15 protein-coding genes are annotated in these 18,876 nt (G+C 70.6%); 2 read left to right on the forward strand and 13 right to left on the reverse strand.

The features are described from left to right. Positions 1 to 77: 77 nt before the first annotated feature. The 3 genes from glmS to H305_RS0128820 form a co-directional block, all read right to left on the reverse strand. Positions 78 to 1,895, reverse strand: coding sequence for a glutamine--fructose-6-phosphate transaminase (isomerizing) (glmS, locus tag H305_RS0128810; RefSeq protein ID WP_028803508.1), 1,818 nt, complete (start codon positions 1,893 to 1,895; stop codon positions 78 to 80). A 50-nt stretch (positions 1,896 to 1,945) separates the two neighbouring features. Then, positions 1,946 to 2,203, reverse strand: coding sequence for a hypothetical protein (locus tag H305_RS0128815; protein ID WP_028803509.1), 258 nt, complete (start codon positions 2,201 to 2,203; stop codon positions 1,946 to 1,948). Positions 2,204 to 2,438: 235 nt separating this feature from the next. Then, positions 2,439 to 3,326, reverse strand: a complete 888-nt coding sequence (locus H305_RS0128820) for a DUF4429 domain-containing protein (RefSeq protein ID WP_028803510.1) — start codon at positions 3,324 to 3,326, stop codon at positions 2,439 to 2,441. Between the two features lie 62 nt (positions 3,327 to 3,388). On the opposite strand from H305_RS0128820, the gene H305_RS0128825 reads away from it, so the two are divergent. Beyond that, a complete protein-coding gene (locus H305_RS0128825; protein WP_028803511.1) occupies positions 3,389 to 4,981 on the forward strand; it encodes a beta-N-acetylhexosaminidase in 1,593 nt (530 codons plus the stop codon). A 90-nt stretch (positions 4,982 to 5,071) separates the two neighbouring features. On the opposite strand, the gene H305_RS0128830 is transcribed toward H305_RS0128825, so the two are convergent. From H305_RS0128830 to H305_RS0128855, 6 genes are all read right to left on the reverse strand, one after another. Beyond that, positions 5,072 to 6,844 (reverse strand): IucA/IucC family protein, encoded by a 1,773-nt coding sequence (locus tag H305_RS0128830; protein ID WP_028803512.1) that lies wholly within the window; start codon positions 6,842 to 6,844, stop codon positions 5,072 to 5,074. Next, positions 6,841 to 7,383, reverse strand: coding sequence for a GNAT family N-acetyltransferase (locus H305_RS0128835; protein WP_028803513.1), 543 nt, complete (start codon positions 7,381 to 7,383; stop codon positions 6,841 to 6,843). Before H305_RS0128835 ends, H305_RS0128830 begins: the two co-directional genes overlap by 4 nt. Further along, positions 7,380 to 8,660 carry a lysine N(6)-hydroxylase/L-ornithine N(5)-oxygenase family protein gene (locus tag H305_RS0128840; RefSeq protein ID WP_028803514.1) on the reverse strand — a complete coding sequence of 427 codons (1,281 nt, stop codon included), beginning with the start codon at positions 8,658 to 8,660 and terminating at the stop codon, positions 7,380 to 7,382. The genes H305_RS0128835 and H305_RS0128840 overlap by 4 nt, the downstream gene beginning before the upstream one ends. Beyond that, positions 8,644 to 10,086, reverse strand: a complete 1,443-nt coding sequence (gene desA / locus H305_RS0128845; protein WP_028803515.1) for a lysine decarboxylase DesA — start codon at positions 10,084 to 10,086, stop codon at positions 8,644 to 8,646. Before desA ends, H305_RS0128840 begins: the two co-directional genes overlap by 17 nt. A 207-nt stretch (positions 10,087 to 10,293) precedes the next feature. Further along, complete coding sequence (locus tag H305_RS0128850; protein WP_028803516.1) at positions 10,294 to 11,184, reverse strand: siderophore-interacting protein; 891 nt, start codon at positions 11,182 to 11,184, stop codon at positions 10,294 to 10,296. Positions 11,185 to 11,231: 47 nt separating this feature from the next. Next, on the reverse strand, positions 11,232 to 12,278 hold the full coding sequence (locus H305_RS0128855; RefSeq protein ID WP_028803517.1) for an ABC transporter substrate-binding protein: 1,047 nt from the start codon (positions 12,276 to 12,278) through the stop codon (positions 11,232 to 11,234). Between the two features lie 398 nt (positions 12,279 to 12,676). Here H305_RS0128855 and H305_RS47265 point away from each other — a divergent pair, with 398 nt between their 5' ends. Then, complete coding sequence (locus H305_RS47265; protein WP_158690583.1) at positions 12,677 to 13,105, forward strand: hypothetical protein; 429 nt, start codon at positions 12,677 to 12,679, stop codon at positions 13,103 to 13,105. Positions 13,106 to 13,187: 82 nt separating this feature from the next. Here H305_RS47265 and H305_RS0128865 read toward each other — a convergent pair whose 3' ends face one another. The 4 genes from H305_RS0128865 to H305_RS0128880 are packed head-to-tail and all read right to left on the reverse strand — an operon-like array spanning position 13,188 to position 18,860. Next, positions 13,188 to 14,348 (reverse strand): acyl-CoA dehydrogenase family protein, encoded by a 1,161-nt coding sequence (locus tag H305_RS0128865; RefSeq protein WP_028803518.1) that lies wholly within the window; start codon positions 14,346 to 14,348, stop codon positions 13,188 to 13,190. 11 nt (positions 14,349 to 14,359) lie between these two features. Beyond that, positions 14,360 to 15,307, reverse strand: a complete 948-nt coding sequence (locus H305_RS0128870; protein ID WP_028803519.1) for a hydroxymethylglutaryl-CoA lyase — start codon at positions 15,305 to 15,307, stop codon at positions 14,360 to 14,362. After that, complete coding sequence (locus H305_RS0128875; RefSeq protein WP_028803520.1) at positions 15,304 to 17,235, reverse strand: acetyl/propionyl/methylcrotonyl-CoA carboxylase subunit alpha; 1,932 nt, start codon at positions 17,233 to 17,235, stop codon at positions 15,304 to 15,306. Before H305_RS0128875 ends, H305_RS0128870 begins: the two co-directional genes overlap by 4 nt. A gap of 8 nt (positions 17,236 to 17,243) precedes the next feature. Beyond that, positions 17,244 to 18,860: a carboxyl transferase domain-containing protein gene (locus tag H305_RS0128880; protein WP_028803521.1), complete on the reverse strand. Its 1,617-nt coding sequence runs from the start codon at positions 18,858 to 18,860 to the stop codon at positions 17,244 to 17,246. Positions 18,861 to 18,876: the final 16 nt, after the last annotated feature.

The raw sequence follows: 18,876 nt of genomic DNA on the forward strand, positions 1-18,876 counted from the left end.
AGAACGATCCCTGTGCGCGGGTGGCACGCACAGGGATCGTTCATGTCCGGCGGTCGGCCGGGGAGTTGACGGAGGGTCTACTCGACGGTGACCGACTTCGCCAGGTTCCGCGGCTTGTCGATGTCCCGGCCCAGGGCCAGCGCCGTGTGGTAGGCGAGGAGCTGGAGCGGGATGCCCATGAGGATCGGGTCGAGCTCGTCCTCGTTCTTCGGCACCACGATCGTCTGGTCGGCCTTCTCCTGCTCCTGGTGCGCCACGGCGAGGATCTTGCCGCTGCGGGCCTTGATCTCCTCCAGGGCGGCGCGGTTCTTCTCCAGGAGGTCGTCGTCGGGGACGATCGCGACCGTCGGCAGGGCGGGCTCGATGAGCGCCAGCGGGCCGTGCTTGAGCTCGGAGGCCGGGTAGGCCTCGGCGTGGATGTAGGAGACCTCCTTGAGCTTCAGGGAGGCCTCGCGGGCCACCGGGTAGCCCCGGACGCGGCCGATGAAGAGCATCGAGCGGGCCTCGGCGTACTGCTCGGCCAGCTTCTTGATCTCGTCCTCCTGCTCGAGGATCTCCGAGATCTGGGCGGGCAGCTTGCGCAGGCCCTCGATGATCCGCTTGCCGTCGCGCACGGACAGGTCACGGGTGCGGCCGAGGTGCAGCGCGAGCAGCGCGAAGGCGACGGTGGTGTTCGTGAAGCACTTGGTGGACACCACGCAGACCTCGGGACCCGCGTGGACGTACATGCCGCCGTCCGCCTCGCGGGCGATGGCGCTGCCCACGACGTTGACGACGCCGAGGACCCGGGCGCCCTTGCGCTTCAGCTCCTGGACGGCCGCCAGCACGTCGTACGTCTCTCCGGACTGGGAGACCGCGACGTACAGCGTGTCGGGGTCGACGACGGCGTTGCGGTAGCGGAACTCGGAGGCGGGCTCGGCGTCCGCGGGGATGCGGGCCAGCTCCTCGATCATCTGGGCGCCGATCATGCCCGCGTGGTACGAGGTGCCGCAGCCGAGGATCTTCACGCGGCGGATCTGGCGCGCCTCGCGGGCGTCCAGGTTCAGGCCGCCGAGGTGCACGGTGGAGAACCGGTCGTCGATACGGCCGCGCAGCACGCGGTCCACGGCGTCGGCCTGCTCGTGGATCTCCTTGTGCATGTAGGTGTCGTGGCCGCCCATGTCGTACGAGGCCGCCTCCCACTCCACGGTGGTCGGCTCGGCCGTCGTGCGGGTGCCCTCGGTGGTGTATGTGCGGAAGTCGTCGGCCTTGAGGGTGGCCATCTCGCCGTCGTCCAGCGTCACTATCTGCCGGGTGTGGGTGACCAGGGCGGCGATGTCCGATGCGACGAACATCTCCTTCTCGCCGATGCCGAGCACGACCGGGGAGCCGTTGCGGGCCACCACGATGCGGTCGGAGAAGTCGGCGTGCATCACCGCGATGCCGTAGGTGCCCTCGACGACCCGGAGGGTCTCGCGGACCTTGTCCTCCAGCTTCTCGGCCTGCGAGCGGGCGATCAGGTGGGTGAGGACCTCGGTGTCGGTCTCGGAGAGGAACTCCACGCCGTCCGCTTCGAGCTTCCGGCGCAGGTCGGCGGCGTTGTCGATGATGCCGTTGTGGACGACCGCGACCTTGTTGTCGGCGGACATGTGCGGGTGCGCGTTCACGTCGGAGGGGGCGCCGTGGGTGGCCCAGCGGGTGTGCGCGATGCCGGTGGTGCCCTTGAAGCGGGCGGGCACCTTGGCCTCCAGGTCGCGGACCCGGCCCTTGGCCTTGACCATCTTCAGGCCGGCCGACTTGGGGGCCGTGACGACGATGCCCGCCGAGTCGTAGCCGCGGTACTCCAGGCGCTGGAGGCCTTCGAGCAGCAGCGGCGCCACGTCACGCCTGCCGATGTATCCGACGATTCCGCACATACAGGAGTACCTCTGTCCCTCGGTCGTTCAGTTCTGTTCTCGCCCGGCGGTCAGCCGTAGACGATGCGGCGCAGCTGGCGGAGGGTGAGCTCCGGCGGCGCGACCGCGCGGTACTTCAGGTCCGCCTCGATCCGTTCGAAGATCGACGCGTTCACCAGGCCCTGGCCCTGGAGCTCGCGGTGGCGGCGACGGACGTACTCCTCGGTCGTCTCGTCGAAGTAGGCGAGCACGTCCTGGACCACGCGCAGTGCCTCGCCCCGGTTCAGGGGCGTGGACCGCGTCAGATGATCAACAAGTTCGTCGTGCACCCGATGATCCTGGGGTACCGGAAAGCGATCCGCAAGAATCCTGCCCGATATCGGGCAGCGTTGTGTTGAAACTCTTACGGTGGTCTCTTCGGAAGCCGTCCATCCTGTGTCGTGCGTCACGTCGATTGCCGGGAGCGACTTTTCGAGCCATGGACACTCCCCGTACGGGCGTGCCGGAGCGGCTCGCCGAGCGCAGGACCATGGCCGGGCGGCGCGAGTGGACGGCGGGCGGTCCTCACATGCGCCGGAGGACCGCCTGCTTGGCCAGCGAGAACTCCTCGTCCGTCAGCACCCCCGAGCTGCGCAGCTCGCCGAGCTCGCGCAGGCGGCGCAGCAGCGCGTCGTGATCGGCCTCGGCCGCCGCGGGCTCGGGCGCCGTCGGTGGCAGCTCCTTCGGCCGCGCGTCCGCCTCGGCGGGCGGCGCGGCCGGATGCGGCAGCCGCGCCTGCACGGCCGCCGCCACCAGTGCCATCAGCGGGTCCTTCTTGAAGCCCCACAGCTCCACCGAGTTGGGGTCGTACTTCGGCGGCGCCTTGGTCTCCGCGCCGCGTACGGTGAAGCGCAGGCAGCCGTTCTCCAGGCCGACCGCGGGATGCCACTCGACGGCGGTGATGTCGCCCACGGCGAGTGTCCGGGCGCCGGCGGCTGCCTTCGCGTCCTCCGTCTTCCAGTTCCACTCCAGGCGTACGTGATCGCCGTCGAAGCCGGCGGTGCCGTCACCGGCCGAGGCGGACAGCGGCACGGCGGGGCCGGGAAGCAGATAGCCGTCGACCGGGCCCGCGGGCACCTGGTCGAGGAGCAGGGCGTTGCGGACCTCGTCGACGAAGTACTCGGCGACCCCGTAGCGGTCGGACTCGACGGTCAGCTGGTACGGGTCGTTGGGCTCCGTGAGCTTGCCGCCGGTCGCCTGGAGCAGCGGGTCGGCGCCGTCGCGCAACCGCAGCCTCAACCGCCCGCTCTTCCGGCCCTGTTCGAAGGAGACGCCGGCCAGGGCGCCCAGGGGGACGGCCAGTTCACCCAGGGCCCTGCGAAGCAGACCGACGTTCCTGTCGCGTCCGGGAGTCAGTCGCAGCGCGTCGCCGTCGAAGGCCCACGTGCCGTCCCTCTGGATGATTTCCGCCATGAGATGGATTGTTCCACCGGTGCTGCGAGAGAGTGGTCTTTACCAATTTGAAGGGAGCGCATGTGAGACAGCACCACAGAACGCCCCGCCTTCTCGGTACGCTGCTGCTCGTGGCGGCAGCCGGAATATCCCTCGTCGGTGCGGCACCCGCCTCGACCCCCGGCCCCCTAGGACAGGTCGTCCCCGCCCCCGCCTCGGTCCACCCGGGCGGTTCCCCCTACCGCATCACCGGTGACACCCGCATCCGCGTCGACGACACGCGCGAGGCACGCCGGGTCGGCGAGTACCTCGCGGACATCCTGCGGCCCTCGACCGGCTACCGGCTCCCGGTCACCACGCACGGCGACAGCGGCATCCGCCTCCGGATCGGCCCGAAGCGGGCGGCCGGGTCCGCGGGTGACGAGGGCTACCGGCTCGACAGCGGACCGTCCGGCGTCACCATCACCGCCGCCCGGCCCGCCGGCCTCTTCCACGGCGTCCAGACCCTGCGGCAGTTGCTGCCGGCCGCCGTCGAGAAGGACTCCGTGCAGCGCGGCCCCTGGCTGGTCGCCGGCGGCACCATCGAGGACTCCCCGCGCTACGCCTACCGCGGCGCCATGCTCGACGTCTCCCGGCACTTCTTCACCGTCCCCCAGGTCAAGCGCTACATCGACGAACTGGCCCTCTACAAGGTCAACAAACTCCATCTGCACCTGAGCGACGACCAGGGCTGGCGCATCGCCATCGACTCCTGGCCGCGCCTGGCCGAGTACGGCGGCTCCACCCAGGTCGGCGGCGGCACCGGCGGCCACTACACCAAGGCCGACTACCGGGAGATCGTCCGCTACGCCGCCTCGCGCTATCTGGAGGTCGTCCCGGAGATCGACATGCCGGGGCACACCAACGCCGCACTCGCCTCGTACGACCGGCTGAACTGCGACGGCGTCGCCCCGCCTCTCTACACCGGCACGGACGTCGGCTTCAGCTCGCTGTGCGTCGGCGAGCAGGTGACGTACGAGTTCGTCGACGACGTCATCCGCGAACTGGCCGCGATCACGCCGGGCAAGTACCTCCACATCGGCGGGGACGAGGCCCACTCGACCAGCCACGCCGACTACGTGGCCTTCATGGACAAGGTGCAGCCCGTCGTCGCCAAGTACGGCAAGACGGTGGTCGGCTGGCACCAGCTGACCGGGGCGACCCCCGTGAAGGGGGCCATCGCGCAGTACTGGGGTCTCGACGACACCAGCGCGCAGGAGAAGGCCCAGGTCGCCCAGGCCGCGCGCAACGGCACGGGCCTCGTGCTGTCGCCCGCCGACCGGGTCTACCTCGACATGAAGTACACCGCGGACACCCCGCTCGGGCAGGACTGGGCAGGTCTGGTGGAGGTCAGGCGCTCCTACGACTGGAATCCGGGCGACTACCTTCCCGGCGCACCCGCCTCGGCGATCCGGGGTGTCGAGGCACCGCTGTGGACGGAGACGATCGTGACCGGCGCCGACATCGACGTCATGGCGTTCCCGAGGCTGCCGGGCGTCGCCGAGCTCGGCTGGTCGCCGGCCTCGACGCACGACTGGGACGCCTACCGGGTGCGGCTCGCGGCGCAGGGCCCGCGCTGGGAAGCGCTGGGCATCGGGTACTACCGGTCGCCGCAGGTGCCCTGGCCGGGCAACTGACGCACCGGGCCGCGCCGTCCGCGGCCGGCGGCACGACGAGACCGACGGGCGCCCCGGAGGACCGTACTGCGGGGCGCCCGTCCGCCCTGCTCAGAACCCCGCGATGGGGTTCTTCAGGGTCCCGACCAGCTGGAGCGCGCCGGACGGGTCGGCCAGGTCCACCATCTGCCTGTTGTCGCGCAGCTGGAGCCGGTTGAGGCAGGACAGCGCGAACTCGGGCGCGAACATGTCGTACTGCTCGAACCTGTCGGCGAGCTCGGGCGTCGCGTCCTGGTAGTCGCGCACGCACCCGGCGACCGTCCGCCAGAAGTCCTCCTCGTCCAGGACGCCGGCGGCGGCGAGGTTCGCCGCGAGGAAGCGGAAGAAGCAGTCGAAGACGTCCGTGAACACGGACAGCAGCTTCATGTCGTCCGGGACGTCGACCCGTATGCGTTCGACGGCGGGCGGCAGCACGGCGTCCGGGTCCATCACCGCGATCTCCTCGGCGACGTCCTTGTAGATCGCGCGCCGCACCGCGCCGTCCTCCAGGACCAGGATGACGTTCTCGCCGTGCGGCATGTAGACGAGGTCGTACGCGTAGAAGCTGTGCAGCAGCGGGGTCAGGTAGGCGCGCAGATAGCGGCGCAGCCATTCCACCGGAGCCAGCCCCGACCGCTCGATCAGCGCGCCCGCGAACGACGCCCCCTCGTGGTCGACATGGAGGAGAGAGGCCATGGTGGCCAGGGTCTCGCCGTCCCGGAGCGAGGGCACCGGGCTCTCCCGCCACAGCGCGGCGAGCATCTTGCGGTACGGGGAGTGGCGGTCGGTCGCGGCCTCGTACTCCAGGTGCCGGTAGCCGACCGCGGCACGCTCGCGGATGATCGACAGGCCGGTGGACCGCAGCACCGGGTCGTTGTCGACGAGCTGCGCGAGCCAGTCGTTGATGGCCGGGGTGGCCTCCATGTAGGCGGCCGACAGGCCGCGCATGAACCCCATGTTGAGGACCGACAGCGCGGTCTTCACATAGTGCTTGCCGGGAGCGCTGCGGTTGAAGAACGTCCGGATCGACTGCTGGGCGAGGTACTCGTCGTCGCCCTCGCCGAGGCAGACGAGGTGCCGCCGGGCGACCTCGGCGGCGAAGGTCACGGACAGCTTGTTCCACCACTGCCAGGGGTGGACGGGTATGAGCAGGTAGTCGTCGGGGTCGAGGCCCCGCTCGGTGAGCGTGCGGGCGAACCGTTCGACGGTCCCGGCGCCCAGCTCCTCGCGGACGAACGACTCGTAGTCGATGCCCACGCCCGCCGTGAAGGCGGCACGGGAGCGGTGCGCGGCCAGCCACACCAGCCGGACCGCGCTCGCGGTCTCCGGCGCGTACGAGAGGTACTCGTGCATCCCGAAGCCGAGCCGCCCGTTGTTGGCGACGAAACAGGGATGTCCTTCGGTCATCCCCGTCTCGATCGCCTGGAAGCCGGCGCGGGCCAGCTCGGCGGAGGGGATCTGCGGCTTGGTGAGTTTGAAGCAGGTGCCCGAGAGCGTGGAGGAGATCTCCTCCAGGTAGACCGGCAGGACCTCGTCGCTCAGGCCGAGGGACTCCTTCAGCTCGATGAAGAAGTCAAGGGCGGCGAGCGGCAGTTCGGTCCCGTCGCGGTGCCGGGTGACCGTCTCGGCGTCCACCTGCCAGTGGTCGAGCGAGCGGACGACGGCGGCGTAGCGGTAGCGGGTGAGGCCGTCGTCGCTGCGGACCTCGTAGCGGCCGTCGGGCAGCCGCTCGGGGCTGATCAGCCGCTCGTGGGCGAACTCGGCGAGGGCCTTGCGGACGAGCAGCCGGTTGGCGCGGGCCCAGCGTTCGGGGGAGAGGTGGGTGACGGCGTCGGCGAGGGTCATGCCGACACCGCCTTCTCGAACCGCTCGCGGGTGCAGAAGCTCAGCAGCGCCTTCTTCTCCGGCTTCTGGATCTCGCGCTCGGGCACGAAGCCGACGGCCTCGTTGAGGGCGTGCACGGCGGTGTTGCGCACATCGGGCTCGACGACGACGCGCAGGGTCGCCGGATCGGCGAACAGGTGCCGCATCACGGCGGTGAGCACGGCACGGGTGAAGCCGTGCACGGGGGTGTCGGTCGGCGCCACCAGGAAGTGCATGCCGACGTCGCCCGGCCGCGGTTCGTACAGGCCGACGAGCTCGACGTGGGCCGGGTCGTAGCGCTCCATGAGGAAGACGGGCTCGCCGTCGCGCAGGCCGAGGAACGCGTCGTGGTGCTCGCCGGCCGCGATGGCCATGTACTCGCGCTCCACGTCCGCAGGTTTCGCCTCCTGCATCATCCAGAAGGCGGCCTTGGGGTGCGTGACCCACCGGTGCAGCAGCTCGGCGTCCTCGGCCGGGTCGAGCGGGCGGACGGTGAAGGTCTCTTCGAGGGCGGTGCTCATACGGCGAACTCCTGGAACGCGATGGTCTTCTCGACCGGGTAGTACTCGGTGCCGAGCAGCTCCCGGATGATGGACGCATTGCGGTACGCGCCCATGCCCAGGTCCGGTGACGTGATCGAATGCGTGTGGACGCCCGCGTTCTGCAGGAAGATGCCGCGTCCCGTGGTGTCGATGGCGTAGTTGCGGGCCACGTCGAAGTTGCCCCGCCTGTCGTAGCGCAGCCGGTCGCGGACCGGCTTCAGGAACTCCGGCTCGGCGTACTTGTAGCCGGTGGCGAGGATCAGGCCCGCGGAGCGCAGCTCGTAGTCCTTGCCCTGCTCCTCCTGGCGCAGGGCGAGGGTGTACGTGCCGTTCTCGTACCGGGCGCTGTCGAGCGAGGAGTTGGTGAGCAGCCGGGTGGGGACAGGGCCGCCGAGATTCTTCCGGTAGAGCAGGTCGAAGATCTCGTTGATCAGGTCGCCGTCGATGCCCTTGAACAGGCCCTTCTGCTCCCTCTGGAGGCGGTAGCGGGTGGGCTCGGGCAGCGCGTGGAAGTAGTCGATGTACTCCGGTGAGGTCATCTCCAGAGTGAGCTTGGTGTATTCGAGCGGGAAGAAGCGCGGTGAGCGGGTGACCCAGTTCAGCTGGTAGCCGTGGACGTCGATCTCGCTCAGCAGGTCGTAGTAGATCTCGGCGGCGGACTGGCCGCTGCCGACGAGCGTGATCGAATCCTTCGCCTGGAGCTCCTGCTTGTGCTGCATGTAGCGGGAGTTGTGGATGAAGTCGCCGCCGAGGTCCGCGCAGGCCTCCGGGACGTGCGGCGGGGTGCCCGTGCCGAGGACCAGGTGCCGGGCGCGGAGCGTTTCGCCCTCCCGGGTCCGCACGGCGTACACCCCGGCGCTCTCGTCGTACGTGACCTCGGCGACCGTGGTGTCGAAGCGGACGCTGCTCAGCCTGGACGCGGCCCAGCGGCAGTAGGAGTCGTACTCGACGCGCAGCGGGTAGAAGTTCTCGCGGATGTAGAACGAGTACAGACGGCCCGTTTCCTTCAGGTAGTTGAGGAAGGAATAGGGGGAGGTCGGGTCGGCGAGGGTGACCAGGTCCGACATGAACGGGGTCTGGAGGTGGGCGCCCTCCAGGAACATCCCGGAGTGCCACTCGAAGTCCGGCTTGGACTCCAGGAAGACGCCGTCCAGTTCGGCGATCGGCTCGGTCAGGCAGGCGAGGCCGAGGTTGAAGGGACCGAGCCCGACCCCGACGAAGTCGTGGACGCGGGTGGCTTCAGGAAGCGCGGTCAAGGGACTCTCCCAGGTACTGCTCGGCGTGGCCGGCGATCAGGTCGAGGACGGCGGTGATGTCGTCCGCCGTGGTCTCGGGATTGAGCAACGTGAACTTCAGGTACTGGCGGGCGCCGACCTTGGTGCCCGCGACGACGGCGTCGCCGGAGGCGAACAGGGCCTTGCGGGCGTACAGGTTGGCGCGGTCGATGTCGGCCGGGTCGGTGACGGCGGCCGGGATGTGGCGGAAGACGAGAGTGGAGAGCGACGGGCGGACGACGACGTCGAAGCGGGGGTCGGCCGCGAGGATCCGCCAGCCCTCCTCCGCCAGGTCGCACACCTCGTCGAAGAGTTCGCCGATGCCGTCGGCACCCATCACGCGCAGCGTCATCCACAGCTTGAGGGCGTCGAAGCGGCGGGTGGTCTGCAGGGACTTGTCGACCTGGTTGGGGATGCGCTCCTGGACCATGCGGCGGGGGTTCAGGTACTCCGCGTGATAGGTCGCGTGGCGCAGGGTGGCCATGTCCCGGACCAGCAGGGCGGACGAACTCACCGGCTGGAAGAAGGACTTGTGGTAGTCGACCGTGACGGAGTCGGCGCGCTCGATGCCGTCGAGGCGGTCCCGGTTCTTCAGCGAGGTGAGCAGCCCGCAGCCGTACGCCGCGTCGACGTGCATCCAGACGCCGTGCTGCGAGCACAGTTCGGCGATCTCGGGCAGCGGGTCGATGGAGCCGAAGTCGGTGGTGCCTGCGGTGGCGACGACGGTCATGGGGACGAGGCCGTCCCGCTCGCAGCGGTCCAGTTCGCGGGCGAGGGCGACCGTCTGCATGCGCTGGTCGTGGTCGACGGGGACCGGGACGACGGAGTCCGCGCTCAGACCGAGGAGTTTGGTGGACTTCTTGACGCTGAAGTGGCTCACCTCGGAGGCGAAGATCCGCAGCTTCGCGGGGTCGTCGGACTTGGCCTCCTCACGGGCGAGGAGCAGTGCCTGGAGGTTGGACTGGCTGCCGCCGCTGGTGAAGACGCCGTCGGCGGCCGGGCCGAGACCGACCCGCTCGTTGGTCCAGTCGACGAGCTTGCGCTCGATGAGCGTGCCGCCGGCCGACTGGTCCCAGGTGTCCAGGGAGGAGTTGACCGCCGAGAGGACCGCTTCGCCGAGCACGGCCGGGATGACCACCGGGCAGTTGAGGTGCGCGAGGTAGCGCGGGTGGTGGAAGTAGACCGCGTCGCGCAGGTAGACCTCTTCGAGTTCGTCGAGGACGGCCGTGGTGTCGCGCAGCGGGCGGTCCAGGTCGATGCGGTCGATGCGCGGGGCGAGGTCGTCGACGGCGATGCCGGTGAACGGGCGGTCCGTGGTGGCGAGTTTGGCCGCCACCCGCTCGATTCCCTCGGTCACGGAGCGGCGGTACCGATCCGCGGTCGTGTCATTGAGCAGGTGCGAGCGCATGTGGGGGTCCTCCGTGCGGGAGAGCGTCCGGGGCGGACGGGAGCGGGGACTGAACGGGCGCGGGACGGAGTCGCGGCGTTTAACTTAGGTTAGCCTAACCTAACTTCACTGCGCGACCCCGCCCTGCCGTTCCGTCCGGGCGACTCTGTGTGAGGCGGCGTTCGAGGCGGCCCGGGAGTGCGGATCCCATGGGTGGCTGATGTCACGTCAACAGACTTTGCGCAAGGACCGCTCGTCCTGTTCGCGCAGCTCTTCCTCGCTCAGCCCGCGCCGCCAGTACCCGACGAAGGTGACGTGCCTGCGGTCGATACCGCGCTCGTCCACCAGATGGCGCCGCAGTTCTTTCACCTGCCCGGACTCGCCCGCGATCCACGCGTACGGGGCCCGGGCGGCCGGGAGTCGTGCGGCACGCAGCGCTTCGGGGGCCGAGGGGGCGCGTCCGCCTTCCGTGTCGTGGGGGGCCTCGCCGCGCACGAGCCAGGTGATCTCGGCGTCCGCCCGGGTCTTCAGGTCCTGGATGTCGCCCGGGTGACGGACCTCCAGCCAGGCCCGCACACGGACGCCCGGGGGGAGGGACTCGATGATGGCGCAGGCGGCGGGGACCGCCGTCTCGTCGCCCCACAGGACCACCAGATCGCAGTCCTCGGGCGGACGGAAGCGGATGGCCCGGTTGTCGCGGACGGCCGGCCCGAGAAGCAGCACACGGTCGCCGGCGGCCGCCGTGGAAGCCCAGCGGGAGGCGGGGCCCGCCGGTGCGGCCGACCCCGGCTCGACGCCGTGCAGGACGAAGTCGATGTCGATCTCGTCGGGGTTCCGCCGCAGCGCGCGCAGGGTGTACGAGCGCATCACCGCCCGTACGTCGTCGGGGAGGTCGCGCCAGCCCTGCCACCAGCCGTCGCCCAGCTCCACGGGAACGACGGGCGCGGACTGGCCCGGGTGCGGCAGGAAGAGGGAGAGCGACTGGTCACGTCCCTCGGAGTGGAACGCCCGCAGATCGGCGCCGGTGAAGGTGACGCGGACCAGGGACGGGCCGAGCCGCCTCGTCCGTGCCACCCGGAGGGAGAAGAAGCGGAACGGGGCGGCTGCGGCCGTCGTCATCTGTGCTCCTGAGTCGTCGTCAGGGGGCTGTCGGGGAGCCGTCGGGCTCAGGCGACCTTCTTGGCCTTCTCGATGGCCTCGGCGAGGTTGTCGAGGATCGGGGTGCACTTGTCGTAGGACAGGATCGGCTCGGGCGTGCGCGCGATGACCTGGCCGGCCTTCACGGCGGGCAGCTTCTTCCAGGTGGCCTCGGTGATGTCGGCCGGCTGGATGGTCGAGGTGCGGTCGTCCATGATGATGACGTCGGCCGGGTACGTGTCGACGTTCTCCCAGCTGAGGTTCTCGAACCAGCCGCCGCTCGCCTTCAGGGCCTTCGCGGAGGGCTCGACGATGTTCACACCGAGGGCCTTGAAGTACTCCAGGTCGATGGAGAGGTTCGAGCCGGAGACGTAGAAGATGTCCTGGCTCGCGGAGCCGGCCAGCACCTTGATCTCGGGGCGGGCCTTGGCGGCCTTGCGCAGGCGCTCGGCGGCCGCCTCGAACTTCTTCTTCGCCTCGGTGATCTTCGCGGACCTCACGTCTGCGCCCAGCGACTCCGCGAGCGCCAGCATGCGCTCCAGCGGCTTGGGCATCTGGACGTCGTAGACGGAGATGCCGACGCTCGGGGCCAGCTTGAGGATCTTGTCCTTGGACTCCTCGGGCACGTACCAGAGGGTGCCCGCGCCGTCGAACATCGTCGAGATGAGGGCGTCGGGCGCGAGGCCCGCGTACTTCTCGATGTTGAACTGGCCCCACTCGTTGCCGAGGACGGTCACCTTGCTGACGTCCATGTCGCCGGCCTGGACGTCGGCCTTGCCGTCCTTGGTCCTGGTCGGCCCGAAGACACCCTTGACCTCGATGCCGTAGTCGTACAGGGCGGCGGCGACACCGGTGAACGCGACGATGTTCGCGGGGATCCTGTCCGTCTTCACCGTCGTGCCCCGGTCGTCCACGAAGGTCCAGGGACCGGACCTGGCGGCGGCCTTCGTCGAGTCCGAGCCACCGTTTTTCTTGTCGTCGTCGCCGCAGGCGGCGAGCGCGGCCCCGAGGCCGAGAGCGCCTCCGGCGGCGAGGATGCCGCGACGGGTGAGGTGGGTGGCACGGGCGTTGGACATGAGTGTGGCTGCTTTCGGCACGGGGCTGAGGGCCCGCCGGACAAGTTCGAAGGTAGGTTAGCCTAACCTCACTAATTGTCCAGGGGGCGGGGCGTGGGCCCGGACCCGGAACCGCGCCGACACGCCTTGCCCGGACCGCGTCTGACGGCTCGCTCACCTCGCCACGGGGCCGCCCGTGGCGTTCTCGGCGATGTACGGGAAGGGGGGACCGGGCGGGCCGTGGTGGCGTTTCAGGTTGTTGCGTGCCGGAGGAGCGGGTGTGCCCGCGCTGTGGTCCGAGTCACCCCGCGTGCGCCCGGATATCAGTTGTCGATCACTTCGGCTGTCTCTACCGTTTCGATCAACGACTCTGTTCACAAGCGGAGTTGACCGACCGTAAGCAGAAGAGGGGAACGAACGTGGGCAGATACAAGCAGGGGCTCGCAGTGGCGGTCGCGGGGGCCGCGCTGACCGTGGGGATGTCGGCCGCGCCGGCTTCCGCCACTTCGTACACGCTGTACTGCGACACGTCGTCGGCGTCGGGCGCCGGCACGATCAACGGCTGGGCCAGCGGTGCGACGAACCTCGGCGTGATCCTGTCCGTGTACGACGCCAAGTCGGACGGCCACCACGTGGCCATCCGACTGATCGCCAAGAACGACGGCGGCGGGGTGCTCACGCCCTGGCCGTGGCACCACAACTACGACGGGTACGGCGAGAGCCTGACCCTGAGCACCACGGCCAGCTACTCCGCGGGCATGTACGACGTCGGCATCGAGGTCGCCACCTTCGAGGGCGGCACCGAGCTCAACTACTGCCGGGACTGGCTGCGTTCCGACCAGACCTGACGGACCGCCGGGCGCCCTCGGCTCCCGGCGGCCCAGCGGCTCCCGGCGGCATGGTCCGGGAGCCGCGGAGCCGGTCTCGGGCTCAGCCCACGAGACCCAGCTCCCGGGCGATCAGCATGCGCTGCACCTCGCTGGTGCCCTCGCCGATCTCCAGGATCTTGGAGTCGCGCCACATACGGGCCACCGGGTACTCGTTCATGAAGCCGTAGCCGCCGTGCACCTGTGTGGCGTCGCGGGCGTTGTCGACGGCGATCGTGGACGAGTAGAGCTTGGCGAGCGCCGCCTCCTTCTTGAAGGGCTCGCCGCTGACCAGACGGGAGGCGGCGTCACGCCACGTCACGCGGGCCGTGTGCGCCTTCATCTCCATGTCGGCGATCTTGAACTGGATGGCCTGGTTCGCGCCGATCGGACGCCCGAACGCGTGCCGCTCCTTGGCGTACTTCACCGACTCGTCGACGCAGCCCTGCGCCAGTCCCGTGGCGAGCGCGGCGATGGCGATCCGCCCCTCGTCGAGGATCCGCAGGAACTGCGCGTAGCCGCGGCCCCGCTCGCCGAGCAGGTTCGCCGCCGGCACGCGCACGTCGGAGAACGACAGCTCACGGGTGTCCGAGGCGTTCCAGCCGACCTTCGAGTACGGGGCGGCGACGGTGAAGCCCGGGGTGCCGGACGGGACGATGATCGAGGAGATCTCCGGCTTCCCGTCGGGCTTGCGGCCGGTGACCGCGGTGACGGTCACCAGGCCCGTGATGTCCGTGCCGGAGTTGGTGATGAAGCACTTGCTGCCGTTGATCACCCACTCGTCCGTTTCGGGGTCGAGCCGGGCCGTCGTGCGCGTGGCGCCCGCGTCCGAGCCGCCGTCCGGCTCGGTCAGCCCGAACGCGCCGAGGATCTCCCCGGAGCACAGACGCGGGAGCCACTCCCGCTTCTGGGCGTCGGTGCCGAACAGATGGATCGGCATGGCCCCGAGGGAGACACCCGCCTCCAGGGTGATGGCCACGGACGAGTCGACGCGGGCGAGCTCCTCCAGGGCGATGCCGAGGGCGAGGTAGTCGCCGCCCATGCCGCCGTACTCCTCGGGGAAGGGCAGGCCGAACAGGCCCATGCGGCCCATCTCCCGCACGATCTCGTACGGGAACTCGTGCCGCTCGTAGAAGTCGCCGATCTTCGGCGCCACGACGTCGTGTGCGAACTCCTCCACCGTGCGCCGGAGTTCTTCGAGCTCGGGGGAGAGGCGGTGGTCCAGGGACATGGGGATCACTCCTGGTGGGAGAGGGCTTTGACGGTGCGGGACGGGCTGGGTCGGCCCAGTTGTCCGGCCATCCACACGCTGGTGGCGGTGAGGCGGCCGAGGTCGACCCCGGTGTCGATACCGAGGCCCTGGAGCATCCATACGAGGTCTTCGGTGGCGAGGTTGCCGGTCGCGGACTTCGCGTACGGGCAGCCGCCGAGACCGCCCGCGGAGGCGTCGACGGTCGTGACGCCGTGCTGGAGGGCGGCCAGGGTGTTGGCGAGCGCCTGGCCGTAGGTGTCGTGGAAGTGCACGCCGAGCGCGCTGGTCGGCACGCCCTCCTCGTTGAGTCCGGCCAGCAGGCTCTGGACGTGACCGGGCGTCGCCACGCCGATCGTGTCGCCGAGGCTCAGCTCGTCGCAGCCCATGTCCATGAGGGCCTTGCAGACCCGTACGACCTGGTGGACGGGGACGGCGCCCTCCCAGGGGTCGCCGAAGCACATCGAGAGATAGCCGCGGACGTGCAGACCGTGGGAGCGCGCCTTCTCGACGACGGGCGAGAACATGGCGAGCGCCTCGTCGACGGTGCGGTTCAGGTTGGCCTTCGCGAAGGACTCGGTGGCGCTGGCGAACACGGCGATGCGGCGCACGCCGAGGGCGAGCGCGCGGTCGAGTCCGCGCTCGTTCGGTACGAGGACCGGCAGGTGCACGCCCGGCAGTCCGGCGACGAGCGGGAACAGCTGCTCCGCGTCCGCCAGTTGGGGCACCCACTTGGGGTGGACGAAGCTGGTGGCCTCGACGGTGGTCAGGCCCGCGTCGGCGAGGCGCCGCACGAACTCCGCCTTGACCTCGGTCGGCACCGTCGACTTCTCGTTCTGCAGGCCGTCGCGGGCGCCGACCTCGTGGATCCGGACCCGCGCGGGCAGACCCTGCGCGGGGACGACCATGGGGAGGCCGGGTACGGGGGTGCTCATGCCGTCTCCTCCTCGGCGGGCGTGATGACCGCGAGGACCTGGTCCATGGCGACCGTCGCTCCCGGCGTGACGTCCAGCTCGCTGACGGTGCCGGCGTGCGGCGCGGAGATGACGTGCTCCATCTTCATCGCCTCGACGACCAGCAGGCTCTGCCCGGCGGCCACCTCGTCGCCCACGGCGACCTTCACGACGGTCACCGTGCCGGGCATCGGGGCCGTGAGGGAGTCGGCGCCCGCGTGGCCGGCGCCGGTGAGGGACGCGGCCACCGGGTCGTGGTCGCGCACGTGCCAGGCGTCGCCCTCGCGGCCGAGCCAGTCCCCGGCGCGGTGGAAGGTGTGACGGACGCCGTCGAGGGTCACCGACACCCGGTCGGCGGTGACGGTGTGAGCGCCGCGCGGGGTGTACTCCACGGGGTCGAGCACCCGCAGCGGGAAGCCCACCGGCCGGGGCGTGCCGCCCAGCCGCCAGCCGCTCGGCACGGAGAACGGGTCGGTCCAGCCCCCGCCGGAGGGACGCAGCGCGTCCAGACGCACGGCCGCCGCGGCCTCGTACACCTCGTCCGGTACGTCGCCGTCGATCAGCGAGTCCGCCTCGCGCTCCACGAGTCCGGTGTCCAGCTCGCCCGCCACCACCGCCGGATGGGCCAGCAGCCGGCGCAGGAATCCGGCGTTCGTCTGGACGCCGAGCGTGACGGTCTCCGCGAGTGCCGCCCGCAGCTTGCGCAGCGCGGTCGCCCGGTCCGGGCCGTAGGCGATGACCTTGGAGAGCATCGGGTCGTACAGCGAGCCGACCTCGGTGCCCTCGCTGAGCCCCGAGTCGGTGCGCACGCCCGGGCCCTCGGGCTCGTGCAGCGCCAGGATGGTGCCGCCGGAGGGGAGGAAGCCGCGCGCCGGGTCCTCGGCGCAGATGCGGGCCTCCACCGCGTGTCCGGTGAGCGTGACGTCCTGCTGTCCGTACGGCAGGGCCTCGCCCGCCGCGATCCGCAGCTGCCACTCGACCAGGTCGAGGCCGGTGATCAGCTCGGTCACCGGGTGTTCGACCTGGAGCCGGGTGTTCATCTCCATGAAGAAGTACGACGAGGGGTCCCCGCCGGGCACGATGAACTCGACCGTGCCCGCACCGCGGTAGCCGCAGGAGCGGGCCGCCTGGACGGCCGCCTCGCCCATCGCCGCCCGGGTGTCCGCGTCGAGCAGGACGCTCGGCGCCTCCTCGATGATCTTCTGGTGGCGGCGCTGGAGCGAGCACTCGCGCTCGCCAAGGTGCACGACGTTGCCGTGCCCGTCCGCGAGGACCTGGATCTCGATGTGCCGGGGCCGGTCGATCCACCGCTCCACGAGGAGGGTGTCGTCGCCGAAGGAGGCGCGGGCCTCGCGCCGGGCGGCGGCGATCTCGTCGGGCAGCGCCGCCGGGTCGCGCACCAGCCGCATGCCCTTGCCGCCGCCGCCCGCCGAGGGCTTCAGCAGCACCGGCACGCCGATCTCGTGGGCCGCCTCGGCCAGTTGGGCGTCGCTGAGCCCGCTGCCGCTCGAACCGGGCACGACCGGGACCCCGGCCGCCTCGACCGTCTCCTTGGCGCGGATCTTGTCGCCCATGAGCTCGATCGCCGAGGCGGGCGGTCCGATGAAGACGAGGCCCGCGTCCGCGCAGGCCTGCGCGAAGGACGCGTTCTCCGCGAGGAAGCCGTACCCGGGGTGGACCGCCTGGGCTCCCGTCCGCGCAGCGGCCTCCAGCAGCCGCTCGGCGGACAGATAGCTCTCGGCCGCCGGGGCCGGACCGATCCGTACGGCCGTGTCCGCCTCGCGCACGTGCCGGGCGTCGGCGTCGGCGTCCGAGAAGACGGCGACCGAGCGGACGCCGAGCGCGCGCAGCGTACGGATGACGCGTACGGCGATCTCGCCCCGGTTGGCCACAAGCACCGTGTCAAACATGGGTCCCCTCACATCCGGAATACGCCGAACTGGGGGTCACCCAGGGGCGCGTTGGCGCAGGCGGTCAAGGCGAGTCCCAGCACCTGCCGGGTCTCCGTCGGGTCGATCACGCCGTCGTCCCAGAGCCGGGCCGTCGCGTAGTAGGCGTTCCCCTGGTGTTCGTACTGGGCGCGGATCGGGGCCTTGAAGGACTCCTCGTCCTCGACGGGCCAGGACTCGCCCCGCCCCTCCAGCTGGTCGCGCTTGACGGTCGCGAGGACCGAAGCGGCCTGCTCGCCGCCCATCACGGAGATCTTGGCGTTGGGCCACATCCACAGGAAGCGCGGTGAGTAGGCCCGGCCGCACATCGAGTAGTTGCCCGCGCCGTACGAGCCGCCGATCACGACGGTGAGCTTCGGGACGCGGGTGCAGGCCACCGCCGTCACCATCTTGGCGCCGTGCTTTGCGATGCCCCCCGCCTCGTACTGGCGGCCCACCATGAACCCGGAGATGTTCTGCAGGAACACCAGGGGGATGCCGCGCTGGTCGCACAGCTCGATGAAGTGGGCGCCCTTCTGGGCGGACTCGGAGAACAGGATGCCGTTGTTCGCGACGATGCCGACCGGGTGTCCGTGGATCCGGGCGAAGCCGGTGACCAGGGTCTGCCCGAACTCCGCCTTGAACTCGGCGAAGCGCGAGCCGTCGACCACGCGCGCGATGACCTCGCGCACGTCGTACGGGGTGCGGGAGTCGACCGGCACCGCGCCGTACAGCCCGTACGGGTCGACCTTGGGCTCGGCCGAGGGCTCCACGGACCAGGGCATCGGGCCGCGCGCCGGCAGGGTCGCCGCGATGTTCCGGACGATGCGCAGGGCGTGTGCGTCGTCCTCCGCCAGGTGGTCGGTGACGCCCGACACGCGCGAGTGGACCTCGCCGCCGCCCAGCTCCTCCGCGGTGACGACCTCGCCGGTGGCGGCCTTCACCAGGGGAGGCCCGCCGAGGAAGATCGTGCCCTGATTGCGCACGATCACGGCCTCGTCGCTCATCGCGGGCACATAGGCGCCGCCCGCCGTGCAGGAGCCGAGGACGGCCGCGATCTGCGGGATCCCGGCGCCGGACATCCGGGCCTGGTTGTAGAAGATCCGCCCGAAGTGCTCGCGGTCGGGGAAGACCTCGTCCTGCATGGGCAGGAAGGCGCCTCCGGAGTCCACGAGGTAGATGCACGGCAGGCGGTTCTCGAGAGCCACCTCCTGGGCGCGCAGATGCTTCTTCACCGTCATCGGGTAGTACGTGCCGCCCTTGACGGTCGCGTCGTTGGCCACGATCACGCACTCGCGTCCGCTGACCCTGCCGATGCCGGCGATCACGCCCGCGGCCGGTGCCTGCCCGTCGTACAGCCCGTCGGCGGCGAGCGGGGCCAGTTCGAGGAAGGGCGACCCGGGGTCGAGGAGGGTGTCCACGCGGTCGCGCGGGAGCAGCTTTCCGCGCGCGGTGTGCCGCTCGCGGGCCCGCTCGCCGCCGCCCAGCCGGGCCGCGGCCAGCTTTCGGCGCAGCTCCTCGCCCAGCGCGCGGTGCGCCTCCTCATTGGCCTGCCAGGCCTCCGACGCGGGATCGGCCGCGCTCGTCAGCTCCGGTGCCTCGTGCATCCTGCGGTCCCCTCAC

The sequence above is a fragment of the Streptomyces sp. 142MFCol3.1 genome (assembly GCF_000424945.1).
Classification (GTDB): Bacteria; Actinomycetota; Actinomycetes; order Streptomycetales; family Streptomycetaceae; genus Streptomyces; species Streptomyces siamensis.